The sequence below is a fragment of the Lentzea kentuckyensis genome, from assembly GCF_002150765.1.
GTDB lineage: Bacteria > Actinomycetota > Actinomycetes > Mycobacteriales > Pseudonocardiaceae > Lentzea > Lentzea kentuckyensis.
In genome coordinates this window covers 28,277-51,993 of sequence record NZ_MUYM01000063.1, presented here as the reverse complement: position 1 = coordinate 51,993, position 23,717 = coordinate 28,277, and the positions used below count along the sequence as shown (strand labels likewise).

Sequence of the window (23,717 nt, the reverse complement as noted above, 5' to 3'; positions counted from 1 at the left end):
ACAGCCCGTGCGGCCTTCACCAGGAGGTGACCGTGCTCTTCCACGTGCGGATGGACGTTTCACTCCCCCACGACCTCGACCCGAACCGCCGCGCCGAACTCCTCGCCGCGGAGCACGACCGGGAGGTGGAGCTGCAGAAGCTCGGGGTCTGGCCGCACCTGTGGCGGGTCGTCGGGCAGTACAGCGACATCGGCGTCTTCGACGTGCCGTCCAACGACGAACTGCACGCGTTCCTGTCCTCACTGCCGCTGTGGGAGTTCATGGAGGTCGACGTGACGCCGCTGGCGCAACACCCCTCCGACCTGGCGGCCCAGCCGTGACGTCCGCGACAAGGAGAGTTCATGCGTGACGCCGTCATCTGCGAGCCCGTCCGCACCCCGGTAGGCCGCTACAACGGTGCTCTGAAGGATCACACCGCCCAGGAACTGGGCGCGATCGTCGTACGGGAGCTGATGAACCGGACCGGCCTCGATCCGGCCGCGGTGGACGACCTGATCCTGGGCCACTGCTACCCCACGATGGACGCGCCGGCGATCGGCCGGGTCGTGGCGCTGGACGCGGGTCTCGGGATCGGCGTGCCGGGCGTGCAGCTGGACCGCCGTTGTGGTTCCGGGCTGCAGGCCGTGATCAACGCGGCGATGTCCGTGCGGACCGGTGCGCAGGACCTCGTGCTGGCGGGCGGCGTGGAGAGCATGTCGAACGCCGGTGCCGACGCCCTGGCGCGCGGCCGGGTTTCCGCCGGTGGCGTCAACTTCCCGGTGCCCGGCGGCATGCTGGAAACCGCCGAGAACCTGCGCCGCGAGTACGGGATTTCGCGTGCCGAGCAGGACGAGCTGGCGCTGCGCAGCCACGAGCGGGCCGTCGCCGCCCGCGGTCGGTTCGCGGACGAGCTGGTTCCGGTCGGCGACTTCGTGGCCGACGAACACCCGCGGCCGGGTTCGACGCTGGACAAGCTCGGGTCGCTGAAGACGATCATGGACATCGACGGCGCCACGGTCACGGCCGGCAACGCGAGCGGGCAGAACGACGGTGCCGCGCTGTGCGTGGTCACCCACCCCGACCGGGCCGCCGAACTGGGGCTGCGTCCGCTGGCGCGCCTGGTTTCGTGGGCGTCCGCCGGGGTCGAACCGGCACGCATGGGCATCGGGCCCGTGCCCTCGTCCGCGCGGGCACTGCACAACGCGGGCCTGAAGCTCGACGACATGGACCTGATCGAGCTGAACGAGGCGTTCGCCGCGCAGGTGCTCGCCGTGCTGCGCGAGTGGGGCCTGACCGACCACGGCCGCCTCAACGTCAACGGTTCCGGCATCGCGCTGGGCCATCCCGTCGGGGCGACCGGGGCGCGGATTCTCGCCACGATGCTGCGCGAGCTGGAACGGCGGGACGGCAGGTACGCGCTGGAAACCATGTGCATCGGTGGCGGGCAGGGGCTCGCCGCGGTCTTCGAGAGGGTCTCATGAACAAGATCGTGGCCTCCGCTGCCGAAGCTGTGTCCGATGTGGACGATGGCGCCACTCTCGCGGTCGGCGGGTTCGGGTTGTGCGGCGTGCCCAAGGTGCTCATCAACGCCTTGTACGACAAGGGTGCCGGCTCGCTCGGCATCGTGTCGAACAACTGCGGCGCGATGGACCAGGGCCTCTCGGTGCTGTTGTCGGCCGGCCGCATCGCCCGCGTCACCGGTTCGTACATCGGCCAGAACAAGGAGTTCGCCCGCCAGTACCTCGCGGGCGAGATCGAGGTCGAGCTGATCCCGCAGGGCACCCTCGCGGAACGACTGCGCGCGGGCGGCACCGGCATCCCCGCCTTCTACACGCCCGCGGGCGTCGGCACGCTGGTCGCGGACGGCGGCCTGCCGTGGCGGTACCACCCGGACGGCACCGTCGCGATCGCCTCTCCGGCCAAGGAGGTGCGCGAGTTCGACGGCCGCGAGTACGTGCTGGAACAGAGCATCCGCACCGACTTCGCGCTGGTCCGGGCCGCTCGCGCGGACCGGTTCGGCAACCTGGTGTTCGAGAAGTCGGCCCGCAACTTCAACCCGCTCGCCGCGATGGCGGGCCGCGTCACGATCGCCGAGGCCGAGGAGCTCGTCGACGTCATCGATCCCGACGAGGTGCACCTGCCGGGCATCTTCGTGCAGCGGGTGGTGGAGCTGTCGCCGGAGCAGGCGACCGACAAGAGCGTGGAGTTCAGGACGGTGCGCGATGCCCTGGAGTCGTGACGAGATGGCCGCCCGCGCGGCCCGCGAACTGCGTGACGGCGAGTACGTCAACCTCGGCATCGGCGTGCCGACGCTGATCCCGAACCACCTGCCGCCGGGCGTGGAAGTGGTGCTGGAGTCCGAGAACGGCATCCTCGGCGTCGGCCCCTACCCCGCGGAGGCCGACGTCGACCCCGACCTGATCAACGCGGGCAAGGAGACCGTGACCACGCTGCCCGGCGCGTCGTTCTTCGACTCGGCACTGTCGTTCGGCATGATCCGCGGCGGCCACGTCGACGTGGCGGTGCTGGGCGCGATGCAGGTGTCGGCCCAGGGCGATCTCGCGAACTGGGCGGTGCCCGGCAAGCTCGTCACCGGCATCGGCGGCGCGATGGACCTCGTGCACGGCGCGCGCCGGGTGATCGTCGTGATGACCCACTCCGCCAAGGACGGCAGCCCGAAGCTCCTGGACGAGTGCACGCTTCCGTTGACCGGCAAGGCGTGCGTCGATCTCGTGATCACCGATCTCGGCGTGTTCGACGTGACACCGGACGGTCTGCGGCTGGTGGAACTGGCGCCGGGTGTGTCCGAGGAGACCGTGCGGGAGCGGACGCAAGCGGAGATTTACCGCTGACTAACCGGCCAGCGCCACCGTGGGGCATGCGCAAAGTCATGCTGATCCTGCCCGCGGTGGCGCTGTCGGTCCTGGCCTCGGTCGGCACGGCCCAGGCCGAGCGGGTGCCGGGCTGTGCCGAAGCCGTGCAGATCGGCTCCACCGGGTACGTGATGAAGGGGTCCACGCCCATCGCCTCGGTGAAGCAGTTCGCGGGCTGCGGCAAGAACTGGGGCTACATCTACGTGTGGGACTCGTACGCCGCCAAGCCGGGCAGCTACAACTCCAGTGCCGAGATGGTCATCAACGGCACCCGCGACCTCGGCAGCACCACCATCGGCCGCAACAAGCAGGAAGTCTGGTCCAAGGGCACGAACACAATCACCAAGTGCACCAGGGCTTACGGCGAGGTGTGGGGCGACGGCAACGTCTACTGGGGACAGACCGACCAGCGCTGCTGACGTCTGAGCAACTGGCCAGAAGTCCTGTCCGAAACCGCGTGGCCTCCGTTGGCTGATCGCGCTCGACCCGGAGCTGGAGCCGGGATTGTCCAGCATGTCCGACAGATGGGCACCGCCCGGTATGTCCGATCCCCGCCCGCGCCACATGAAGATGCACATCTGCTTGCCGCCGAGTCGACCATGACCGCGATACGACGCTCAACCTGGTCGCCGTGCGCCGGACCGGCGTGCCTGGCGTGATTGCCCTGTTGGTTGTAGGTAAGTGCCTGTTGATGTTGAGTTGGTGGTACTTGCAGACGCCATCAACGCAAGGCGGGGGTGTGCTCGATCGGGTTACGGACACAACTTCTGGCAGCCTGCTTAGTCTGGTGACATGGGGATTCGCCTGTCGGTGCTGGACACGTCTCCGATCGTGCAGGGCTCTACCCCGCGGCAGGCGCTGCTCAACACCACCGACCTCGCGGAACTCGCGGAGGAGCTGGGGTTTCACCGGTACTGGGTGCCGGAGCACCACGGCATGCGCGGGGTCGCCAGTTCCTCTCCCGCCGTGCTCGCCGGGCACCTGGCGAGCGTGACCGAACGTCTGCGCGTCGGCTCCGGCGGTGTGCTGCTGCCGAACCACCCGCCGCTCGTGGTGGCCGAGCAGTTCGGCACGCTCGCCGCGCTGCATCCCGGCCGCATCGACCTCGGCATCGGACGGGCACCGGGCGGAGCGCCGCACGTGGTCTCGACCCTTCGCCGCACCGACCGGCCCTACCGCGACCAGCTGGAAGAACTGCGGGCGTTGCTGGATCCGGGCATGACCACGGCCGTACCGGTGCAGGGCGGCAACGTGCCGGAGTTGTGGCTGCTCGGTTCCTCCCCCGGCACCGCCGAGCTGGCCGCCGAACTGGGTGTTCCCTTCGCCTTCGCCCGGCACCTCAGCCCTGACCAGAGTTGCCGGGCCGACCTGGTCAGCGTGGCGGTGATCTGCGCGGAGACCGACGACCGGGCCGAGTGGCTGGCCGGGCCGATCCGGGCGAAGGTGCGCAGTCGCAAGGAAGGCGACCGGATCCTGTTGCCCAGCCCGCACGACGTCGCCGCGCAGCCCGACGACGGCCGCGTGCTGGTCGGCGGGCCGGAGACGATCGCCCGCAAGCTCCAGGCGGTGCTCGACGAGACCGGCACCGAGGAGCTGATGATCACCACGCCCGTCTTCCACCACGCGGACCGTCGGCGCAGCTACGAGCTGATCGCGTCGATCCGCGGCCGGCTCGCCGCGCCGTGAGAAACGGCGCGTGCTCGAATGTCGAGATCCAGAGGGTTCGATCGTCCTCCGGACGACGACTGGAGGGTACGCATGCACTACATGTTCCTGATCTACAACTGCGAGGACCGCCCCAAGCCCGGTGATCCGCGGTTCGAGGAGATCCTCACGCGGGTCAACGCGTTCGCCGACGAGTGCCGGCGCCGGGGCGCGTTCGTGGGCGGTGACCCGCTGAAACCCGTCAGCACCGCGACCACCGTGCGGGTGCGCGACGGCAAGGCGATGCTCACCGACGGGCCGTTCGCCGAGACCCACGAACACCTCGGCGGCTACTACCTGCTCGACTGCCGCGACCTCGACGAAGCGCTGGAACTGGCCGAGATGATCCCGCAGGCGCACTTCGGCGCCACGATCGAGGTGCGCCCGGTCGACCACATCCCCGGCCTGAACCACGGGGTGGCATGAGCGATCTCGCGTCGGCCGCCGTCGAGCAGGTGTACCGCGAGCACCGGACCCGGATGCTCGCGGCACTCGTGCGGGCGCTCGGCGACTTCGAACTGGCCGAGGACGCGTTGCAGGAGGCGTGCTCGCAGGCGTTGCGGAAGTGGCCGCGTGCGCAGGTGCCGGACGATCCGTTCGCCTGGCTGCTCACCGTCGCCCGCAACCACGCCCTGGACCGCCTGCGGCACGCCCAGATGGCGCGCACGAAGCTGCCGGCACCGCCACCGGAGGCGGTCTCGATGACCGAGAAGCAACTCGTCTCGCTGGGCGACGAACGGCTGAGCCTGATCTTCACCTGCTGCCACCCGGCGCTGAACGAGGAAGCACGGGTGGCGCTGACGCTCCAGGCCGTCGCGGGCTTCACGGCCGCGCAGATCGCGCGGACGTTCCTCGTCGCCGAACCCGCGCTGGCCCAGCGGCTGGTCCGGGCGAAGCGCAAGATCCGCGACGCCGGCATCACCTTCGAGGTGCCCGCCGACCACCTGCTGCCCGAACGGCTGCAGGGCGTGCTCGCGGTGGTCTACCTGATCTTCACGCGTGGTTACACCGCCTCGGACGCTTCCTTGCGGCTGGAAGCCCTGCGGCTCGGCAAGCTCATCGCGACGCTGATGCCCGACGAACCGGAGGCGCACGGCCTGGTCGCGTTGATGTTGCTGCACAACTCACGCAGCGCGGCCCGGCTGTCGCCGGACGGCGACGTGGTGCTGTTGACCGACCAGGACCGCACGCTCTGGAACCTCGACGAAATCGCCGAGGGCATGACGTTGCTCGACCGCGCACTGCGGTTCGGCGCGCCCGGCCCGTACGTGCTGCACGCCGTGATCGCCGCGCTGCACGTGCAAGATCCGGTCGACTGGCCCCGCGTGGTCGCTCTCTACGCCGAACTTCTTTCGGTGGCACCGACTCCGGTGATCGAGCTGAACCACGCGGTGGCGGTCGCGATGGTCGACGGACCTCTCGCCGGGCTCGCGTTGATCGACGGCATCACCGGGCTGTCCGAGTACCACCTGCTGCACTCCGCCCGTGCCGACCTGCTGCGCCGCCTCGACCGGCGCGACGAAGCCGTTGCCGCGTACCGGCTTGCTCACGAGCTGGCGGTCAGCCCGGCGGATCGGCGCTTCCTCGCCGGGCGCCTGAAAATTCTCGGCGGCTGATGTCGAGTTCCGGCCCGTTCGCTCGTCCTTCGCTCACAAGCACAACCTGAGGAGCGATGACAATGTCCGGACAGGTCAACTGGTTCGAGCTGCCCGCCGAGGACACGGCGCGGGCGCGGGCGTTCTACGCCGGCGTGTTCGGCTGGGAAACCAGCCCGATGGGCGAGGACTACCACGTGATCACCAACGGGGCGGCGGGCGCGATCGCGGCCAAGGACGCCGAGCACACCCAGCCGCGCATCTACTTCCACACCACGGACATCGACGCGTCCGTGCGCAAGGTCGCCGAGCTCGGCGGCAAGAGCGAGGACGTGCGAACCGTGCCGGACGTCGGCCGCATCGCGCACTGCTCGGACGACCAGGGCACGCCGTTCAGCCTCTACGAGCCGCGGGGCTGAGTCTCCGGGTGGGCCGGCCAGGACGACCACGCGGTGGTGGACCGCCTACGTCACGGCCGGCTCACCCGTGCAGGTGGTGCAACGGAACTCGGACTTCCAGGCCACGCTGCTCAGTCCTCTTCGGACTGAGCAGCTGCCGGGCTAACATGCTCGGCATGTCGGACATCGGCGTGCTCTCCGCGCACCTGCTCGCGAGCTTCCACAAGGAGCTCTTCACCCGCCTCGCCGAGGCCGGCCACGAGCACCTGCGCCCACGCCACGGCGCGATCATGGCCTACCTCGCGCCCGACGGCACCCGCGCGAGCGAGCTGTCCGAACGCTCCGGCCAGCACAAGCAGGTCGTCGGCACCCTGATCGACGAACTCGAACGCCTCGGCTACGTCACCCGCCGGCCCGATCCCGCGGACCGGCGGGCGAAGCTGGTCGTGCCCACCGATCTGGGCCGCGACCAGATGGCCCAGGCGGCGCGGATCATCACCGACATCGAGGCCCGGCTGGCCGACCAGGTCGGCGCCGACCGGTTCGCGGCGTTCAAGGCCGTGTTCGCGGAGATCACTAGCCAATCGTGATCTCCGCGCGGTGCAGCGCGAGGAAGTCCTTGAGCGTCAACCAGGACGGCACGATCTCCCGCGTCTGGTCCACGTCCCGGCGCGGCAGGATGTGCGTGTCGAACTCGGTGTAGTACTGGAACATGTTTCCCAGCTCAGCCGCCGCCGGGAACCCGAGCGCGCGGAAGTCGTTGTGGGACATGGGCTCGTACTTCACGACCTCCCCCAGCACCTCGCTGAACGCCGCCGCCACCTGCTGCCCGGTCAGGTGTTCGGTCCCGAGCCCGATCGTCCGGCCGATGGTCTCCGGCCGCTTCAGCACGCTCACGACGGCCTTGCCGATGTCCTCACCCGCGATGCCGGAGATCTTGCTCTCCCCCATCGGCAACGACAGCGACAACGTCCCGTCCTGGTTGCGACGCGGCGCCAGGTCGCGCAGCAAGTTGTTCCAGTAGAACGACATCCGGACGTACGTCGTCGGCAACCCTGCCTGCTCGAACAACGCGTCCGCCTCGCCACCCTTCACGTCGAAGTGCGGCACCTTGTACTTCTCGTCGAGCGTCGGCATCCGGTCGTCGTCCAACGAGATCACCTCGCGTGTGTCCTCCAGCGTCGACCACACGACGTGCCGCACCCCCTTGGCCGCCTCGACGAGGTTCGTGACCTCCTCCAACTCCTTGGCAGCAGACAGATGCGTGAAGAACGGCGTCACCAGATACGCCCCGTACGCACCGTCGAACGCCCGCCGCAAACTGTCGACGTCGTACAGGTCCGCGGCAACGACCTCAGCGCCCGACTCGGCAAGCTTCTTGGCAGCGCCCGACTCCGTGTCGCGGGTGAGCGCACGCACCGCGAACTCCCCGTCAGCCAGCAGTGCCCGTGCGACAGCGCCGCCCTGCTCGCCGGTCGACCCCACCACAGCAATGATCTTCTTCTCGGTCATGCCTCCACCATATAGTCACTAACTAGTGACTATCAAGTTCAGTGACCGATTCGTTTGGGTGTAACCCGTGCCACACGCTCAGCGATAGGGCTTCCAGTCGCCCAGCGGAGGTAACGGATGTCGCGCCCAGCCCTGTTCTCGTACGAAGGCGCGCTTCGGGTCCTGGGCAGGTACGACCGGCCGTGGCTGGACAAGGCCGACACGTTCCTCGGCGTGAGCATCCTGGTGGGCGGGGCGATCGAGCCCGGCATCCTGAGCCTGGTGGACCCGAAGAACGAGGCCACGGCGTCACTCCGCAAGATCCTCGACGGCATCACCGACAAGCTCACCGGTCTGTCCGGCACACACCGGCACGAACTGATCGCGGCAGCGCACACGATCATCGCCGTCACCGCGGTCTTCGACGCGTTCCGCAAGGAGCTCGGCGAGGACTTCGACCAGATCAAGATCACTGATCGCGAGAAGTTCCGCATCCTGTCCGCGGCACCGCCGGAAGGCGGGAAGGAAGTCACGGCTCTCCCGTTCCTCACGTCGATGGACGTGCCGGCACCGAACTCCACCCGTGGTTTCTACGAAAACCTCGAAGGACCGCTGAACCAGTTCATCGGCAAGGCCTGCTTGGACATCCGCAAGTTCCTCAGCAAGCTGGCAGACTGCCCGGCTCGTATCGACACCGTCGGGTTCTCCGCCGCGGTGTTGTCCAACACCGTCAAGATCTACCTTCACCACTACATCGGGATCTCCTCCGCCATCCCGGAATTCCAGATCTGGGCGCTTCTGGGTGAACATGCCGCGACGCGAGCGCTGATCGAGCAGAGCGACGCCAGGATCACCCAGTACCTGACGGCGGTCCGCACGGAGTCGCTCGAACTGTTCGCCCGGCTGATGGCCCAGATCTCCTCCGGACAGGCCGTGCCGGGCCAGAAGTACCGCAGGAAGCTCAGAATCGTCGCCGAGGCGACGCTCAAGAGGCCGATCATCGGGTCCAACATCGATGCGTCCTCGGTCGACGCGGCGTTCCCGACGGTCGAGGACGGGTTCGTCGCCCCCGGTTACCGGCTCGCGGTCTACGACGACGACACCGTCGCGTCGTCGGGAGACTGGTGGGCGCAGAACACCGGCGTCCGAGACGACCTGGACACGTTCCTGGCGGCCCATCTGTCCGGGCCGGAGAGCACCTCACGCCCACTCCTGGTGCTCGGCAACCCCGGCGCGGGCAAGTCGCTGCTGATGGACGTCCTGGCAGCCCGGCTGCCGGCCGATCGGTACACCGTGGTGAGCGTCCAGCTCCGCAAGGTCCGCGCCGAGGACGACCTGCGAGACCAGATCGAAACGGCGTTGCGGCCCATCCTCGGGAAGAGCGTCGACTGGGAGGAACTCGCCGACTCGTGCGAGGACAGCCAGCCAGTGGTGCTGCTGGACGGGTTCGACGAGTTGATCCAGGCGAGCGGGGTGCAGCAGTCGAACTACCTCCAGCAGGTGCAGGAGTTCCAGCGACAGCAGGCCGTTCTCGATCAGCCGGTGGCTGTGCTGGTCACGTCGCGGATGCTCGTCGCCGATCGGGCCCGCATCCCGCTCGAAGTGCCGATCGTGAAGCTCGAGGAGTTCGACGACGACCGCGTCGAGCGATGGCTGGACACGTGGAACTCCACGAACCTGGTCACTCCCGGCTTCCGCCCGATCAGCCTGGAAGCCCTCGACCAGCACCTGGAGCTGGCGCGGCAACCCCTCCTTCTCCTCATGCTCGCCATCTACGCGGCTGATCCGAGTCAGGCGCCGCTCGACGATCCGAGCCTGTCGAACGCCGAGCTGTACCGCCGCCTGATCAACCTGTTCGTGGTGCGGCAGGTGAGTCAGAAGAGCCCAGAACCGCTGGCCCCGGACATCGTCAAAGCCCTGACAGCCAAGAACTCGTGGCGGCTGGGAATCGCCGCGTTCGCGATGTTCAACCGCGGCCACCAGTACGTGACCGCTACCGAGCTCAACCGGGACCTCGCCATCTTCGCGCCGGACCGGACCACCAGGCAGCACACCAGCTTCGACACACCGATCGACGACGCCGACCGCACGGTGGAGAACTTCTTCTTCATCCACTCGCCGACCCTCAACGACGGCGCCGCACCCGACCGGCGCACCTACGAGTTCCTGCACGCCACCTTCGGCGAGTATCTGATCGCCGAGATCACGATGAAGCTGCTCGTCCAGCTGGCAGCCACCCGAGCTGTACTGGCCGCCAACCCGTTCGACGAAGTCGCGACACCGGACGACTCGCGGCTGTTCGCACTCATTTCGCACCAGGCGTTCGTGAAACGGATGCCGATCATCGAGTTCGCACATGGCTTGTTCGCAGCGCTTGACCCGGACGAGCAGGAACGCGTGTTGGACACGCTTGACAGCCTCATTCAAACCTTCCACGACAGGGCGTTGAACGACCCAACCCCGGCCTACAAACCCACACGCGCCACCGTCGTCTCGCGCATCGCCAACTACTCGGCGAACCTCGTCTCCCTGCGCGTGCTCCTGCAAACCGACCTGGAGACACCGCTCGAAGGTCCGCTGACCCAGCACGATGCCGACCCGCTGAAGGCTTGGCGTGCCACCGTACACCTGTGGAAGTCCGGATTGGACCCGGAAGGCTGGAGTGAGCTTGTCGAAGCCATAACGCTCACGACCGACGGGCTGAGCGTCACCGCTCAGTACATCAGCTCGACGGCGGCCATCCAGGAGGCGAGACTGCTCGGCGACCCTCTGACAGAAGGACTCCTGCGCGCCGGCGCGCCTTTCGTCAGCTCGGACGTCACATCGAATCCCAGAGAGCAACTGCTTCTCGAGAACGTCGCCCTGTGGCTCGCCAACACGTCCGGATCCGGACGCTCCCCATACGCGATCCCTTATGACATCGAGGTTCTCGGCAGTCTCCTGAGCGATCTGCGTGACGCCGTTCCGATGAATCAGCACGCCAAAGCGGCCCTGGCGGCCGCGCTGGCGAGGGACGCGTGGCGACTACCCCGCAGCATTGTGGAGTGCGGCTTCGAACTTCTGGCCCCCCGCACACCAGAGGAATGCCAAACCAGTCCAGTACCACCGTTCGAGCTGTTCTCCATGGTGTGCGCACATCCCGATCTGATCAGCCGCGGCACCTTCCCACTCGATCTTCTGCCACACATCTTCGCTACGTACGACTACGCCGCGATGTCGGCGTTGGTGCTGGTGTGGGCCACCTTGCAGTCAGGCGACAGCAGGGTGGACGACGCCTTCCGGAGGTTCGCGAAGCTGTTGGAGGAGGCGGTGGCTCCACACGCCGAAACGATCTCCGACACGTATCTCCCGGTCGAGGCCTTCGTGTACTTCTCCGAAGCGCGAACCGTCGAACCGACGATCGCCGAGGTCCTCGCCACGCTCACCACAGTGGTCGACAGTGCGGCCGATCTGGTCAGTCCTCACATCATCGTCAAGCTGGTCGAGCGGTTCCAACCGCGGGTTGATCAACCAGAACTCGCCTACTTCGCCTCCACCTATCTGGAAGGCCGCACGGCCGAAGGCACGGCCGACGAACTGAAAGCGGTGTCCTTCCTGCGCCAGCTGGTCAAAGCCGCAGCCGACGTCGAGGAGGCCGTGGAGGACGACTAAGCGTCAAAGCGGCTCCGGGCCTCCTCGATCTCGCTCAAGTACCGCGTGGTCCAAGCGCACATCGCGTCCACCGTCGCCCGCAACGCCTGCCCGGGCTCGGTCAGCGTGTACTCGACCCGCGGCGGCACAGTCGGATGCACAACCCGCGTCACCAGCCCGTTGCGCTCCAACAGCCGCAGGTTCTGGGTCAGCATCTTGTGGCTGATCCCGTCCACTTCGACCTTCAGCTCGCTGAACCGCAGGGTCGAGTCGCCGATCGTCTCGATGATCAGCAGCGCCCACTTGTTGGCGATGTCCGAGAAGATCTCGCGGGCCAGCGAATCCGCGCGGGCCAGATCCCCGCTGAGCTGCTTGCTCACCTTTTGGTTCCCCACTCACGAAAAAGTGCGTTCTTCCAGGTCGACCCACACTCTCCTACGGTGACCGAGTAACCGCAAGAGAGCGAAGGGAAGTCATGATCACGCTGATCAACTCCGACGAGCTGCCAAAGCTCGACGTCTACCACCACGTGGCGGTCGCGGCCGGGTCGAAGACCGTCTACCTCGCCGGGCAGGTCGCCTGGGACGCCGTGCCGGACCTCGCACTCCAGGTCGAGCAGGCCTACGGGAACGTCCACAACGCGCTCAAGGCGGCCGGCGCGACGCTCGAGGACCTGGTCCGGGTCCGGATCTACGTCGTCGACTGGTCGCAGGAGAAGATGCCGGAGCTGCTCAAGGGCATCGAGAACGCGCGGGCGAAGCTCGGGATGACCGCCAGGCCGCCCGCCACGCTGATCGGGGTGCAGTCGCTGGACGTGCCCGAGCACCTGGTCGAGATCGAGGCGACCGCCGTGATCGACTGAGGCTCAAACGAACGAAACAAGACCGTCGGCCACGGTGACCGACACAGTCGTACGCCCGGCTGGACTGTGCCGGTCGGGCCCGTACTCCGGCAGCAGGGTCTTGTCCACGCGCACGCACGTGTCGTAGGCACGGACGTGTTGGGCGCACGAACAAGAGTGGTCCAACGGCGAGGTGCACGCGAAGTCGGAACGCAGGCGTGAGATGTCCGCGGACACGATCACCGCCGACCACACCATGACGTCGTCTTCCTCGCCGAACTCCACGAAGTCGTCGTAGCTGAACGACCGTAGTTCACCAACGTCACACGCGGCGCAGAACAGCACACGTTTGTAGTCGTACATGCGCTCGTGCGGCCCGCGTTCCTCGATGCCGACGACCACTTCCTGCTCGCCGCGGCAGATCAGGCAGTTGTCGGACGACTTGTGCCTCGCGCTCACCGGCGCAGGCCGATCAGCAACGCCAGCCCGGCCGACAGCGCGATCACCGCCGAAACGACGAGTTGGTTGAGCCAAACGGTCCAGGTCCAGCCGTCTCCACCGCGCAACGCCACGACGACCAGCCACAGCGCCAGGGCGATCGTGATCGGTTGCGCCAGCGGCACGTCCAGCGGCGCCATCGCGCGCACCATGCCGAGCAGCATGATCACGACGGCCAGGCCCATCGACCACCAATAGGGCCGGAAAGCGTGCGAGGACGCGCTGAAGTGCAGGACCGGTGGCGCGGCGATCAGCCACACGCCGGCCAGGAAGGCGGCGACACCGGCCCTGCTCTCGACGGTCCGTCCGTGTAGATCCCCCACGCGGACAATTCTCACCTTCGGGCGCCCGCCTGGGAACACCTCATTCGTTGCGGTACGCCTTCATGTTCCGCAGCAACAGATAGGTGTCCTGCAGTTGCGCGGAGTCACCGAGGCCCCGGTAGATGCCCCACTTCGGATGCGCCTGGTCACCGCCCAGCCAGGTGTCGAAACCGGTCCGGGAGGCGTTGACCACGGTCGTGCCGCCGTCCTTGAGCGAGTAGCGCAGGCTGCCGGAGTCGGCGACCTTGATCTCGATCTCGACGTCGATCCACTTGTTGCGCAACGGCGCCAGCGGGGTGCTGCCGAGTTTCGCCTGGCCCGCGCCGAACAGTCTCATCTCGACGGTCTCGGTCGAACCCGAGCGGAACAACGACATCGTGACCACGGGCGACGCGACGCCGGTGTGCTTGACCTGGAAGATGTGCGTGAAGCTGGTGGTGCCCTTCAACGAGCTCGGAATGTACATCTGGTAGTTGAACCGCCAGGTCTCGCCCTTCTTCATGTCGTGACGGGTGCTGCCGGTCTGGATCGCGCGCACTTCCTGGCGTTGCCGGTCGGAACCGTCCCGATCGGACTTGTGCATCACGAACCGGTACTGGTCGCTCTCAGCGAAGATGTGCGTGGCGGACGGGTGCGAGTTCGCGCGGTCGTCCTCGATGCCGACGAACGCCTTCAGCCCGACCGATCCGGGATTCGGGGCCCACTTCTGCACGAACGCCAGAGCTCCGACGTCAGCGGATGCGACCCCGGCCGCGAACGGCGTTGCCGCGAGCGCGAGTGCGCCACGCATCGCCGTGCGGCGGTTGAACAACTCCATCGGTTCCTCCTCGAACCACGGTTCGAGGCAGCGGTACAGACCACTTTCTGGGAGAGACCTCCGATGTGTCAAGGGCTCAGGTTTGTGGAGGATCCGTGCAGATCCGGTGAAGGTGTTGCCGGGAAAGGAGAACCGTCCAGCGCCGCGAACCTATGGTCGAGCACGTGGACACCGTGGACGTGCTCGTCGTCGGCGCCGGTCTGGCCGGCCTCAACACCGCTCGCCTGCTCGCCGAGGTCGGCCTCGACGTGGCGGTGTGCGAACGCCGGGCGAGCCTCGACACCGGCATTCGGACCACCGGCATCTTCGTTCGGCGCACGCTCACCGACTACGACCTGCCACACCTCGGCCCGGCCGTGCGGCGCGTGCTGCTCTACCCGCCGTCGCTGCGCGAACCGGTGGAGCTGGTCAGCGACCGGGACGAGTTCCGGGTCGGCGACATGGCGGGCATCTACCGGCAGGCGGTCGAGGACGCCGAACGCGCCGGCGCACAGGTCCACCTCAACGCCGGCTACCCGCTCAACGCGACCAAAGCGCGGTTCACGATCGGCGCGGACGGCGCTCGCTCGACCGTCGCGAAGAAGCTCGGTCTCGACGTCAACCGGCAGCTGATCACCGGGATCGAGGAGGTCTACCCGATCAGCACCGGCTCGACTCCGACGTTCCACTGCGTGGTCGACCCGCGGCTCGCGCCCGGCTACATCGCCTGGGTCATCGACGACGGCGAGCACGCGCACGTCGGGCTCGCCGGCCGCGCCGACCGGTTCACCGCTCCGCTCCCCCAGCTGCTGCAACGCTTCCGCGACAGCTTCCCGACACCCGAACCCGTCGGACCGGTCAAGCGCAGGGGCGGGCCGATCCCGGTCGGCGGGTTGCTCAGGAACATCGTGTCACCGCAGGGGTTGCTGGTCGGCGACGCGGCGGGCGCGGTCTCCCCGCTCACCGCCGGTGGGCTCGACCCGTGCCTGCGGATGTCCGAGCTCGCCGCCTCGGTCACGTTCGACTACCTGCGCAGCGGCAACAAGTACGTGCTGGAGCACTACGACGGCGCGGCGATGCGGCGGCGCTACCGCGTCCGGTCGACGTTGCGGCGCGGCCTGTCGCTGGTCCGCGGCCCCAGCCTCGCCGAGCTAGCGTTCACCGCGCTACGCACACCCCTCGGAAAAGCCGCCGCCAAACGAATCCTGTTCACCTAGCCTCAGCGCCCCGAGCTGGCCATGAACGGCGCTTTCGTGGACCCCAGGTCCACGAAAGCGCCGTTCATGGCAACTCAAATCACGCGGTCAGGAGGGTCAGACCGTAGACGCGCAGGATCTCGTTGACGGGCTGGAACCACGTGCGGCCACCGCTCGAGCAGTTGCCGTACCCGCCGGACGTCACGCCCTGCGCCTGGTCACCGGTGATGAACGAACCACCCGAGTCGCCGGGCTCGGCGCAGACCGAGGTGCCGACCATCTCGTAGACCGCGCCCTGCTCGTAGTTCACGGTCTCGTTGCGGCCCTGGACGACTCCGCAGTGCCAGTGCGTGGTCGAACCCGAGCGGCACACCGAGGTGCCGGGCGGGGCCTCCCACGAACCGCGCACCAGCGCGTCGCTCACCTGGCCCCAGCCGAGCACGACCGGCACGTTCCACCAGCCGCCACCGGTGCGGACCCAGCCGTAGTCGTTGGTGGGGAAGGAAGAGCCGACGAACTCGCCCTGCCACGACCGGTCCCAGCCGTAGACGTTCCAGGCGCCGGCGTTGCAGTGCCCGGCGGTGACGTACCCGCCGTGCACCGAGAAGCCGATCGAGCAGCGGTAGTTGCCCGTGTAGAACGGGTCACCGCCCACGGTGCCGGCCGCGAACGGCTGCGGCCGCTGCACGCCCTCGGTGTTGACGACGACATCCTTGGGCAGCCCCGAAACATCGGCTCCCGGCACGGTGTCGACCACGACGGCACCGCGCTGGACGTCGACCCGCCACCCGGCGACGTCCTTGGACACCGCACCGGCCTTCGACAGCCTGTCGATGCCGTTCTTCACCGCGTTCAAAGAAGCGAACGACTTCGTGCGCATCACCGGCTCGGCGCCGGTCGCCCGAACGGCGTCGGCCTTCGCCGGGTCGGTCACCGCGACCCGCAGCTTGCCGTCGGCGAACCAGCTGCCGCCGAACGACTCGGCGGCGGCTTCCTGGGCGGCCGGCGCGATCTTCAGCGCCACCTTCTCGGCGCGGATCCTGGTCTGCGCCTGCGCGGCGGTGATGCCGAAGTCGCGACTCATGGCGTCGACGACCTCGGCGGACGCCGCCGCAGCAGGGATGGTGATCGTGCTCAGCACGATCGCGGACACGGAAACTATGCGTAGCAGCATGTGTTCTCCTACGGTGCCCAAGGTGAGCCCACGGCCCAGCTCACGTCCTGGTTGTACGAGGCAGGGTTGTCGTACGTGTGTGCGCCGCCGTTCGAGGCGACCCAGACCTCCTCCGCGTAGTGGCGAATGTTGGTGCCGAGCTCGTTGACCGACTCCAGCCGCACGCCTCCGCTGCCCTGCTGGGCGCAGAACGTGGCGTCGCGGCGGAACAGGTCGGTGTTGTCGTTGGCGTTCAGGCGAACGCGGAAGTCCGCGTGTCGCAGGAAGTTGCCGGGGTAGTTGCGGGACTCGAACGAGTAGCAGGTCGGTTCGGCGAGCCCGCGCCTGATCACGAACGTCGCGTCGGACTTGAGCAGGCCGTCGCTTCCGCTGGTCACGACGTCGGTGCGGGCCAGTCCGTCGCGGTGGCGCAGATAGCGGTCCGTGAAGCCGGGCGTGGTCACCCGGAACGACCGGGCCTGGTCCAGCGGCAGGTCCGCACCGCTGCGCCACAACGCCACGCCGATCGCCCAGGTGATGTCCGCGGCGAACGAGTTCGGTGTGTCCCAGGGGTTCGGGCCACCGGAACGCGCGAGATAGACGCCCTCGAAGTAGTGCCGCACGAACGATCCGCGCTGGTTGTAGGACTCCAGCGCGGTGCCGCCGGTACCTTCCCAGGCGCAGAACGTGGCGTCGGCCGCGATCGTGCCGTCGTTCACGTCCTTGCGGATGCGTCCGTTGCTGTGCCGGAGGAACTGCCCCGGGAAGTTCCGCGACTCGAACGAAAGGCAGGCCGCGTCGGCGAGTCCGGCACGCACGTGGAACGTGGCGTCCAACCGGCCCAGGTCCGTGCTGATCACGTCGGTGCGGGCCAGTCCGTCCTGGTGGCGCAGGTAACGGTTGGTGAAGCCGGAAGTGGTGACGCGCAACGAAACCACGTCGTCCGGCCCCACCGCCGTGCCGCGGGCGATGGCCAGTACCTTCAGGTTGATGTCCCGCACCCGTGCCTCGGTCATCTTCAGCACGCGGCGGTCGTAGGTGTAGAAGCCGTTGACCTCGTTCTCCACGTCGTACGGCTCGGTGTAGACCGACGCGGACAGCCCGCGCGTGTGCACCATCCGCGCGACCTGCTTCGTGACCTCCTCGTACCGCTTGGTCAGCGACTGCTCGTCCGGATACAGGGCGCCGTAAGCGAATCCCGCGCCCGGCTGGTACTCGTGGCCGACGACCCGGCGGCCCAGGCCGCCGAACTCGCCCAGCATCGCGACCCGGTTCGCGTCGGGCTGCCGGGTGGTCGTCGTGATCTGGTAGGCGTGGTCGTCGATGATGTCGCCGTTGCCCGGATCGGGGTCCGAGACGCAGCAGTTGGAGCCGGAGTTGTGGTTGACCAGCCGCGTGTTGTCGATCGACCGGACCAGGTCGACGATCCGGCCGGCTTCGTACTCGCCCCAGCCCTCGTTGAACGGCACCCACTGCACGATGGACGTGATGCCCTTGAGCTGGTCGATCATCCGGCGCAGCTCGGACTCGTAGTTCGCGTGCGAGTTCGGCACCTCGTCGACCGCGTCCACGGCCGGCATGTCCTGCCAGACCATCAGGCCCAGCCTGTCGGCGTGGTAGAACCAGCGTGCCGGTTCGACCTTGATGTGCTTGCGGACCATGTTGAACCCCAACGCTTTCTGGCGTTCGAGGTCCCAGCGCAACGCCGCGTCGGTCGGCGCGGTGTAGACGCCGTCCGGCCAGTAGCCCTGGTCCAGCGTGCCGATCTGGAAGACGAACTTCCCGTTCAGCAACGGCCGCATGACACCGCCGACCATCGCCTTGCCGAGCGAGCGCATGCCGAAGTAGCCGGTCACGACGTCGCCGCTGGCCAGCGTCACGCGCAGGTCGTAGAGGAACGGGTCGTCCGGCGACCACAACCTGGCGTTCGGCACCGGGATCCGCAGGTGGCCGCCGACCGTGCCGCTGCTGGAGCCGACGACCTGGCCGTTCGTCAGTGCTTCAGCGGTGACCTGCTGGCCAGCGGTGCCCTGGACGACCAGGTCGAGCACGCCCGCCGGCACGTCCGGGGTGGTGTCGAGGCGCGTGATGTGCGCGCTGTGCACCGGTTCCAGCCACACCGTCTGCCAGATGCCGGACGCGGCGGTGTAGAAGATCCCGCCCGGCGTCTTGCGTTGCTTGCCGATCGGGTACCGGCTGCCGTCGACCGGCGAGTGCACGCCGACGATGATCTCGTTCGCGCCGGTGGTCAACGCCGGGGTGATGTCGAAGGCGAACGAGTCGAAGCCGCCCGTGTGCGTGCCGACCTGCCTGCCGTTGACCCAGACCCTCGTCTCCCAGGTCACCGCTCCGAAGTTGAGCTTGACCTGACGACCGTTCCAGGAGGACGGAACGGTGAAGGTGCGGCGGTAGAACATGTTGTCCTCGTGCCGTTTGACACCCGACAGCGCGGACTCGATCGGGTACGGCACCAGGACGCCTTCTGCCAGCGGCCGGCCGATGGGCGGGCTGTTCAGGTTCGGCGCACCCGCGAACTCCCAGACACCGTTGAGGTTCTGCCACTCGGTGCGCACGAGCTGCGGGCGCGGGTACTCGGGCAGGGCGTTGCCCGGCGACACCTGGTCGGTCCAGGGTGTCGTCAGCGGAGGGGTTTTCGGCACCCACTCCACCGCGTGCGCGGCCGGTGCCGCGACGGTCGAGGTCGTGATCAGCATTCCGACCAACACGCCCAGGAAGCGTCTGGTCATGACTCTCCTATCTTCGCTGTGAAGGGTGCGCGAGTACGCGTTGCAGGACAACGACGACAAGCAGGAAAACGCCGCTGACCACCGACTGGTAGTTGCTGTCGAGCGTGCCGATCTGGTTGATGACGTTCTGGATGACCTTGATCAGGCCGACGCCGATCACCGTGCCGAGGACCGTGCCCATGCCGCCGGTCAGCAGGGTGCCGCCGATGACCACGACCGCGATGGCGTCGAGTTCGGTGCCGACGCCGATGACCGTGACCCCGGACTGCAGATAGGCGGCGGTCAGGGCGCCGGCGAGCCCCGCCAGCGTGCCGCTCATCGCGTAGACACCGATCTTGGTCCTGGCGACGGGAACACCCAGGAGAATCGCCGACTGCTCGGCACCACCGGTCGCGAACACGTTCTGACCGAAGGTCGTGCGGTTGAGGATCATGCCGCCCAGCAAGCACAGCACGGCCGCGACGAAGATCGGGAAGCCGAAGCCGAACACCGTGCCGCGGCCGAGCTCGACGAACGCGCTGTCCGGCGCGATCTGGTAGGTGTCGGCGCCCTCGTCGGTGATGGCGAGCAGGAGTCCGCGCGCGAACAGCAGGGACGCCAGCGTGACGATGAACGGCGCCATGTTCGTGCGGGCGATCAGCAGACCGTTGACCAGCCCGATCACGCCGCACACGAGCAACGGCAGTGCCAGCGCCACCAGGAACCCGTACTGCGAGCCCCAGGCCGCCAGCACGCCGCCGAGCGCGTACAGCGAGCCCACGGACAGGTCGATGCCGCCGGTGATGATCACGAACGTCATGCCGAGCGCGATCACCGCGAGGAACGAGCCCTGCAGGGCCAGGTCGCGCAGGTTGTCGAGACTGCCGAAGCGCGGGAAGACCAGCCACGACACCGCGACCATGAGCACGAGCGCGACGGCGGCGCCCTGGCGTTGCAGGGCCTTGGTTCTCGCTGCCGTTGTCAACGTTGTCATCGGCGCTCCCGTGCCACGTACACGGCGGCGACGATGATCGCGGCCTGAATCATCTGGGCGATCGAGTCCGGCAGGTCGTGCTTGATCAGCGTGGCGCGGACGAGCTGCATCAGCACCACCCCCGTCACCGTACCGAGAACGCGCACTTTCCCGCCCGTGAGCGGAGTTCCGCCGACGACCACCGCGGTGATCGCGGACAGTTCCATCAACAGGCCCATGTCCGCCGGATCACTGGCGCCGAGCCGGGAGGTGGCCAGCACACCCGAGATCGCCGCGAGCACACCGCAGATGGCGTAGACCCCGACCAGCACCCGGTTGACCGGCAGACCGGCCAGGGTGGCCGCCCTGCGGTTGCCGCCGACCGCGACCAGCTGGCGGCCGAACGTCGTGCGGCTCGTCAGCCCTGCGATCACCAGTGCCAGCAGACCCGCGATCAGCACGCTGATCGGGACACCGAGCAGGTCGTCGGTGCCGAGGGCGAGGAACGTCGAGTCGTGCAACTGGACGAGCTGCCCGTCCGCGATGACGAGCGCCAGTCCTCTGCCGCCCACCAGCAACGCCAGCGTGGCGACGATCGGTTGAATGCCCACCTTGGCCACCAGGAAGCCGTTGAACGCTCCCGCGGTCAGGCCGACGACGAGCGCCATCAGGATCGCGAGCAGCGGTCCCGCGCCGAGGTAGAGCGGGATGATCGCGGCGGCCAGTGCCATCACCGCGCCGACGGACAGGTCGACGCCTTCGGTGCCGATCACCAACGCCATGCCGAGGGCCACGATCAGGACAGGTGCGGCCTGGACGAGCTGGGTGCGGAAGTTGCCCACCGTCAGGAAGTTGGTCGTGAACAGGGCGTTGAACAGCAGCAGCGCGACAACGGCGACATAGACACCGTTGTCCTGGAGCCAGCGAGTTCTAGTGGCTGTTCTGGTGGCTGTCAGCGTCATCCGTCACCTCCGCCGCGATGGCCGTGAGCACGTGTTCGCGGGTGAGCTGAGCTCCTTCCAGCTCACCCGCGACCTCCCCGTCCCGCAGCACGACGAGCCGGTCCGCGCCGTCGAGCAGCTCGTCCAGCTCGGAACTGATCAACAGCACCGCCAGGCCTTCCCGCGCGAGCTCGTCGATCAGCGCCTGCACTTCGGCTTTGGCACCGACGTCGATGCCGCGCGTGGGTTCGTCGAGGAGCAGAATCTTCGGTTCGGTGCACAGCCATCTGGCCAGCAGCACCTTCTGCTGGTTGCCGCCGGAGAGTTCCGCGACCTTCTGTTCGGGGCTGGACACCTTGATGCGCAAACGTTTGACAAAGGTCTCGACGATCCGGTCCTGTTTGGACCGACTGATCACACCGAACCGGCTCAGTCTCGGCAGCGCGGCCAGCACGATGTTCTCGCGCACGGACAGGTTCGGGATGATCCCCTCTGTTTTGCGGTCTTCCGCGAGCATGCTGATGCCGGCCCTGGTGGCCGCTTGTACGGTGCGCGGCACCGGTTTGCCCGCGACGAGCACCGTGCCGTGGTCGAGCGGGAGCGCGCCGATGATCGCTTTCGCGGTCTCGGTGCGCCCCGATCCGAGCAGTCCGGCGAGACCCACGACCTCACCGGGCCGAATGGAGACGTCGATGCCTTTGATGCGCGGTTTGCTGGTCAGCCCCTGTGCTTCGAGCACCGGCTGGGTGTCGGCGTGGTGGTCCTCGCCGAACGCCGTGGTGCCGTGCTGCTCGATCTCGCCGACCGATCGGCCGAGCATCAGCGAGACGAGTTCGATGCGCGGAAGTTCCTTGAGCGGGCCGCTGTGCACGTTCCGGCCGTCTCGCAGGACCGTGACCGTGTCGCAGATCCGGTAGAGCTCGTCCATCCGGTGACTGACGTAGATGATCGCGATGCCCGCCTCGTGCAGCTTGTGCACGACTTCGAGCAGTGTCTCCACCTCACGCGGTTCGAGCGACGAGGTCGGTTCGTCCATGATCACGACGTCCGCGTCCGCCTCGACCGCCCTGGCGAGCGCCACCATCTGTTGTTCGCCGACCGCCAGCGTCCCAAGTGGACTGCTCACGTCCGCCGTGATGCCGTAGCCGCGCAACAGTTCGGCGGCTTCGGCGTCGCGGCGGGCGCGGTCGATCAGGCCGAGCCGGGTGCGCGGCTCGCGGCCGAGGAACAGGTTGGCGGCGACGCTCATCAGCGGGACGAGGTTGACCTCCTGGTAGATCGTGGAGATGTGGCCGTCGCGGACGATCCTGCCGGTGTCGGGGGTGTGGATGCCGGTCAGCACCTTGATCAGCGTCGACTTGCCGGCGCCGTTCTCCCCCACCAGCGCGTGGATCTCGCCGCGACCCAGAGTGAAGTCCACGTCGTCGAGAGCGCGCACGCCGGCGAAGGTCTTGGTCACGCCGGCGACCTCGATCACCGGCCCAGCCGATGTCTCAGTAGGCATTGGCGAGCTTCTGCTGGGCGTTCGCGGCGTCGTACTCGTCGTCGGAGATCACGATGTTCTGCGGGATCTCGTCGCCCTTGCCGAACTTCTCCAGCGTGTCGAACGCGAGCGGCCCGAACCGCGGGTTCGACTCGACCACCGCGGTGTAGCTGCCGTCCGCGATCAACTGCACGGCGGTGCGCGTGCCGTCGATGGACACGACCTTGACGTCCTTGCCCGGCTGCTTGCCCGCGGCCTTGAGCGCGGTGACGGCGCCGACGCCCATCTCGTCGTTCTCCGCGTAGACGGCGGTGATGTCCGGGTGGCTCTGGATGAGCTGCTCCATCACGGCCTGGCCCTTGGACCTGTCGAACTCGCCGGTCTGCTCCGCGACCACGGTCAGACCAGGCGTACCGGCGATGCCGTCCTTGAAGCCCTTGGTCCGGTCGACCGTGACGTTGTTGCCAGAGGCGCCGAGCAGGATGGCGACCTTGCCGGTGCCGCCGGTCGCCTTGATCATCTGCTGGGCGGCGCGCTTGCCCTGTTCGACGAAGTCACTGCCGATGAACGTCAGGTAGTCGGTGCAGGGCTGCGAGGTCACCTTGCGGTCGATGGTGACCACCGGGACCTGCTTGGCCTTGGCCGCGTCGAACGCGGGTTGCAGGCCGTCGGAGTTGAGCGGTGCCACGATCAGCAGCTTCGCCCCGCGGTCGAGCAACGACTTGATGTCGCTGATCTGCTTGTTCAGGTCGCTCTGCGCGTTCGTGAAGAGCAGGTTCACCTTGCGCTTGGCCGCCTCGTCCCTGATCGACTGCGTCTCGGCGGTGCGGAAGGGGTTGCCCTCCTTCTCGGACTGGGAGAAGCCGACCGTCGCCCCTTCGAGGCTGACCTGCGGATAGCCGGTCCTGCTCCGCGCACAGCCCGGGCCGGCACCTTGTTGTTGAGCGGCGGAAGCGGCCGGCCCACCACTGCTCGTGGTCTGCTGGCCCTCTCTGGCGGTGCACCCCGTCACGAGCAGTGCGGTGACGGCGATCAGCAGGACACGAGACATCGTTGACTCCCACCCGGACTGTGCGTGGACGCGCTCTCACGGGCTAGATTTGCATCGCTGTTCCAA

General features: G+C 67.8%; 24 protein-coding genes. 13 read left to right on the top strand and 11 right to left on the bottom strand.

What is annotated here, in order from left to right; genetic code table 11:
* Positions 1 to 32: 32 nt before the first annotated feature.
* The 10 genes from B0F77_RS28065 (at position 33) to B0F77_RS28020 (ending at position 7,139) form a co-directional block, all read left to right on the top strand.
* Entirely contained in the window at positions 33 to 320 is a 288-nt protein-coding gene (locus tag B0F77_RS28065; protein WP_086666077.1) for a muconolactone Delta-isomerase, read from the top strand.
* Positions 321 to 341: 21 nt separating this feature from the next.
* The gene (locus tag B0F77_RS28060) at positions 342 to 1,460 is read left to right on the top strand and encodes an acetyl-CoA C-acetyltransferase (protein ID WP_086665998.1); all 1,119 of its coding nucleotides are present in this window, start codon (positions 342 to 344) and stop codon (positions 1,458 to 1,460) included.
* Positions 1,457 to 2,218, top strand: a complete 762-nt coding sequence (locus tag B0F77_RS28055; protein ID WP_086665997.1) for a CoA transferase subunit A — start codon at positions 1,457 to 1,459, stop codon at positions 2,216 to 2,218. The genes B0F77_RS28060 and B0F77_RS28055 overlap by 4 nt, the downstream gene beginning before the upstream one ends.
* Positions 2,202 to 2,831 (top strand): CoA transferase subunit B, encoded by a 630-nt coding sequence (locus B0F77_RS28050; protein WP_086665996.1) that lies wholly within the window; start codon positions 2,202 to 2,204, stop codon positions 2,829 to 2,831. Before B0F77_RS28055 ends, B0F77_RS28050 begins: the two co-directional genes overlap by 17 nt.
* A gap of 26 nt (positions 2,832 to 2,857) precedes the next feature.
* Positions 2,858 to 3,271 (top strand): hypothetical protein, encoded by a 414-nt coding sequence (locus tag B0F77_RS28045; protein ID WP_086665995.1) that lies wholly within the window; start codon positions 2,858 to 2,860, stop codon positions 3,269 to 3,271.
* A gap of 373 nt (positions 3,272 to 3,644) precedes the next feature.
* A complete protein-coding gene (locus tag B0F77_RS28040; protein ID WP_086665994.1) occupies positions 3,645 to 4,538 on the top strand; it encodes an LLM class flavin-dependent oxidoreductase in 894 nt (297 codons plus the stop codon).
* Between the two features lie 72 nt (positions 4,539 to 4,610).
* Positions 4,611 to 4,982: a YciI family protein gene (locus tag B0F77_RS28035; protein ID WP_086665993.1), complete on the top strand. Its 372-nt coding sequence runs from the start codon at positions 4,611 to 4,613 to the stop codon at positions 4,980 to 4,982.
* On the top strand, positions 4,979 to 6,172 hold the full coding sequence (locus B0F77_RS28030) for an RNA polymerase sigma factor (RefSeq protein WP_086665992.1): 1,194 nt from the start codon (positions 4,979 to 4,981) through the stop codon (positions 6,170 to 6,172). Before B0F77_RS28035 ends, B0F77_RS28030 begins: the two co-directional genes overlap by 4 nt.
* A 62-nt stretch (positions 6,173 to 6,234) precedes the next feature.
* The gene (locus B0F77_RS28025; RefSeq protein WP_086665991.1) at positions 6,235 to 6,570 is read left to right on the top strand and encodes a VOC family protein; all 336 of its coding nucleotides are present in this window, start codon (positions 6,235 to 6,237) and stop codon (positions 6,568 to 6,570) included.
* Between the two features lie 155 nt (positions 6,571 to 6,725).
* Positions 6,726 to 7,139 (top strand): MarR family winged helix-turn-helix transcriptional regulator, encoded by a 414-nt coding sequence (locus tag B0F77_RS28020; RefSeq protein ID WP_245848733.1) that lies wholly within the window; start codon positions 6,726 to 6,728, stop codon positions 7,137 to 7,139.
* Here the strand turns inward: B0F77_RS28020 and B0F77_RS28015 are convergent.
* Positions 7,126 to 8,061 carry an NmrA/HSCARG family protein gene (locus B0F77_RS28015; protein WP_086665989.1) on the bottom strand — a complete coding sequence of 312 codons (936 nt, stop codon included), beginning with the start codon at positions 8,059 to 8,061 and terminating at the stop codon, positions 7,126 to 7,128. The genes B0F77_RS28020 and B0F77_RS28015 overlap by 14 nt on opposite strands.
* Positions 8,062 to 8,178: 117 nt before the next feature.
* On the opposite strand from B0F77_RS28015, the gene B0F77_RS28010 reads away from it, so the two are divergent.
* Positions 8,179 to 11,691 carry an NACHT domain-containing protein gene (locus B0F77_RS28010; protein WP_086665988.1) on the top strand — a complete coding sequence of 1,171 codons (3,513 nt, stop codon included), beginning with the start codon at positions 8,179 to 8,181 and terminating at the stop codon, positions 11,689 to 11,691.
* Here B0F77_RS28010 and B0F77_RS28005 read toward each other — a convergent pair.
* Positions 11,688 to 12,050, bottom strand: coding sequence for a winged helix-turn-helix transcriptional regulator (locus B0F77_RS28005; protein ID WP_086665987.1), 363 nt, complete (start codon positions 12,048 to 12,050; stop codon positions 11,688 to 11,690). The genes B0F77_RS28010 and B0F77_RS28005 overlap by 4 nt on opposite strands.
* A 95-nt stretch (positions 12,051 to 12,145) precedes the next feature.
* Between B0F77_RS28005 and B0F77_RS28000 the strand changes: the two genes are divergently transcribed.
* On the top strand, positions 12,146 to 12,532 hold the full coding sequence (locus B0F77_RS28000) for a RidA family protein (protein WP_086665986.1): 387 nt from the start codon (positions 12,146 to 12,148) through the stop codon (positions 12,530 to 12,532).
* A 3-nt stretch (positions 12,533 to 12,535) separates the two neighbouring features.
* On the opposite strand, the gene B0F77_RS27995 is transcribed toward B0F77_RS28000, so the two are convergent.
* Genes B0F77_RS27995 through B0F77_RS27985 form a run of 3 tightly spaced genes read right to left on the bottom strand, consistent with a single transcriptional unit; the run spans position 12,536 to position 14,149 of the window.
* Complete coding sequence (locus B0F77_RS27995; protein ID WP_086665985.1) at positions 12,536 to 12,970, bottom strand: hypothetical protein; 435 nt, start codon at positions 12,968 to 12,970, stop codon at positions 12,536 to 12,538.
* Positions 12,967 to 13,332: a hypothetical protein gene (locus B0F77_RS27990; protein WP_086665984.1), complete on the bottom strand. Its 366-nt coding sequence runs from the start codon at positions 13,330 to 13,332 to the stop codon at positions 12,967 to 12,969. Before B0F77_RS27990 ends, B0F77_RS27995 begins: the two co-directional genes overlap by 4 nt.
* Positions 13,333 to 13,372: 40 nt before the next feature.
* Positions 13,373 to 14,149: a heparin lyase I family protein gene (locus B0F77_RS27985; RefSeq protein ID WP_211294061.1), complete on the bottom strand. Its 777-nt coding sequence runs from the start codon at positions 14,147 to 14,149 to the stop codon at positions 13,373 to 13,375.
* Positions 14,150 to 14,301: 152 nt separating this feature from the next.
* Between B0F77_RS27985 and B0F77_RS27980 the strand changes: the two genes are divergently transcribed.
* Positions 14,302 to 15,345: an FAD-dependent oxidoreductase gene (locus B0F77_RS27980; protein WP_086665983.1), complete on the top strand. Its 1,044-nt coding sequence runs from the start codon at positions 14,302 to 14,304 to the stop codon at positions 15,343 to 15,345.
* Positions 15,346 to 15,424: 79 nt separating this feature from the next.
* Here B0F77_RS27980 and B0F77_RS27975 read toward each other — a convergent pair whose 3' ends face one another.
* The 6 genes from B0F77_RS27975 to B0F77_RS27950 are packed head-to-tail and all read right to left on the bottom strand — an operon-like array spanning position 15,425 to position 23,651.
* Complete coding sequence (locus B0F77_RS27975; protein WP_086665982.1) at positions 15,425 to 16,498, bottom strand: S1 family peptidase; 1,074 nt, start codon at positions 16,496 to 16,498, stop codon at positions 15,425 to 15,427.
* A gap of 8 nt (positions 16,499 to 16,506) precedes the next feature.
* A complete protein-coding gene (locus tag B0F77_RS27970) occupies positions 16,507 to 19,224 on the bottom strand; it encodes an AbfB domain-containing protein (RefSeq protein WP_086665981.1) in 2,718 nt (905 codons plus the stop codon).
* Positions 19,225 to 19,231: 7 nt separating this feature from the next.
* Entirely contained in the window at positions 19,232 to 20,197 is a 966-nt protein-coding gene (locus B0F77_RS27965; RefSeq protein ID WP_086665980.1) for an ABC transporter permease, read from the bottom strand.
* Positions 20,194 to 21,138 carry an ABC transporter permease gene (locus B0F77_RS27960; protein ID WP_086665979.1) on the bottom strand — a complete coding sequence of 315 codons (945 nt, stop codon included), beginning with the start codon at positions 21,136 to 21,138 and terminating at the stop codon, positions 20,194 to 20,196. Before B0F77_RS27960 ends, B0F77_RS27965 begins: the two co-directional genes overlap by 4 nt.
* Positions 21,107 to 22,621 carry a sugar ABC transporter ATP-binding protein gene (locus tag B0F77_RS27955; RefSeq protein WP_086665978.1) on the bottom strand — a complete coding sequence of 505 codons (1,515 nt, stop codon included), beginning with the start codon at positions 22,619 to 22,621 and terminating at the stop codon, positions 21,107 to 21,109. Before B0F77_RS27955 ends, B0F77_RS27960 begins: the two co-directional genes overlap by 32 nt.
* Positions 22,611 to 23,651: an ABC transporter substrate-binding protein gene (locus tag B0F77_RS27950; RefSeq protein ID WP_086665977.1), complete on the bottom strand. Its 1,041-nt coding sequence runs from the start codon at positions 23,649 to 23,651 to the stop codon at positions 22,611 to 22,613. The genes B0F77_RS27955 and B0F77_RS27950 overlap by 11 nt, the downstream gene beginning before the upstream one ends.
* Between the last annotated feature and the right edge of the window lie 66 nt (positions 23,652 to 23,717).

Bases quoted from the DNA above. Each gene is read 5' to 3' on its own strand.
- B0F77_RS28035 (WP_086665993.1), top strand. From the start codon at position 4,611: ATGCACTACATGTTCCTGATCTACAACTGCGAGGACCGCCCCAAGCCC.
- B0F77_RS28045 (WP_086665995.1), top strand. From the start codon at position 2,858: ATGCGCAAAGTCATGCTGATCCTGCCCGCGGTGGCGCTGTCGGTCCTG.
- B0F77_RS27955 (WP_086665978.1), bottom strand. From the start codon at position 22,621: ATGCCTACTGAGACATCGGCTGGGCCGGTGATCGAGGTCGCCGGCGTG.
- B0F77_RS27980 (WP_086665983.1), top strand. From the start codon at position 14,302: ATGGTCGAGCACGTGGACACCGTGGACGTGCTCGTCGTCGGCGCCGGT.
- B0F77_RS28020 (WP_245848733.1), top strand. From the start codon at position 6,726: ATGTCGGACATCGGCGTGCTCTCCGCGCACCTGCTCGCGAGCTTCCAC.
- B0F77_RS27985 (WP_211294061.1), bottom strand. From the start codon at position 14,149: ATGGAGTTGTTCAACCGCCGCACGGCGATGCGTGGCGCACTCGCGCTC.
- B0F77_RS28040 (WP_086665994.1), top strand. From the start codon at position 3,645: ATGGGGATTCGCCTGTCGGTGCTGGACACGTCTCCGATCGTGCAGGGC.
- B0F77_RS28010 (WP_086665988.1), top strand. From the start codon at position 8,179: ATGTCGCGCCCAGCCCTGTTCTCGTACGAAGGCGCGCTTCGGGTCCTG.
- B0F77_RS28025 (WP_086665991.1), top strand. From the start codon at position 6,235: ATGTCCGGACAGGTCAACTGGTTCGAGCTGCCCGCCGAGGACACGGCG.
- B0F77_RS27950 (WP_086665977.1), bottom strand. From the start codon at position 23,651: ATGTCTCGTGTCCTGCTGATCGCCGTCACCGCACTGCTCGTGACGGGG.
- B0F77_RS27970 (WP_086665981.1), bottom strand. From the start codon at position 19,224: ATGACCAGACGCTTCCTGGGCGTGTTGGTCGGAATGCTGATCACGACC.
- B0F77_RS28030 (WP_086665992.1), top strand. From the start codon at position 4,979: ATGAGCGATCTCGCGTCGGCCGCCGTCGAGCAGGTGTACCGCGAGCAC.
- B0F77_RS28050 (WP_086665996.1), top strand. From the start codon at position 2,202: ATGCCCTGGAGTCGTGACGAGATGGCCGCCCGCGCGGCCCGCGAACTG.
- B0F77_RS28000 (WP_086665986.1), top strand. From the start codon at position 12,146: ATGATCACGCTGATCAACTCCGACGAGCTGCCAAAGCTCGACGTCTAC.
- B0F77_RS28055 (WP_086665997.1), top strand. From the start codon at position 1,457: ATGAACAAGATCGTGGCCTCCGCTGCCGAAGCTGTGTCCGATGTGGAC.
- B0F77_RS27965 (WP_086665980.1), bottom strand. From the start codon at position 20,197: ATGACAACGTTGACAACGGCAGCGAGAACCAAGGCCCTGCAACGCCAG.
- B0F77_RS27960 (WP_086665979.1), bottom strand. From the start codon at position 21,138: ATGACGCTGACAGCCACCAGAACAGCCACTAGAACTCGCTGGCTCCAG.
- B0F77_RS28060 (WP_086665998.1), top strand. From the start codon at position 342: ATGCGTGACGCCGTCATCTGCGAGCCCGTCCGCACCCCGGTAGGCCGC.
- B0F77_RS27975 (WP_086665982.1), bottom strand. From the start codon at position 16,498: ATGCTGCTACGCATAGTTTCCGTGTCCGCGATCGTGCTGAGCACGATC.
- B0F77_RS28015 (WP_086665989.1), bottom strand. From the start codon at position 8,061: ATGACCGAGAAGAAGATCATTGCTGTGGTGGGGTCGACCGGCGAGCAG.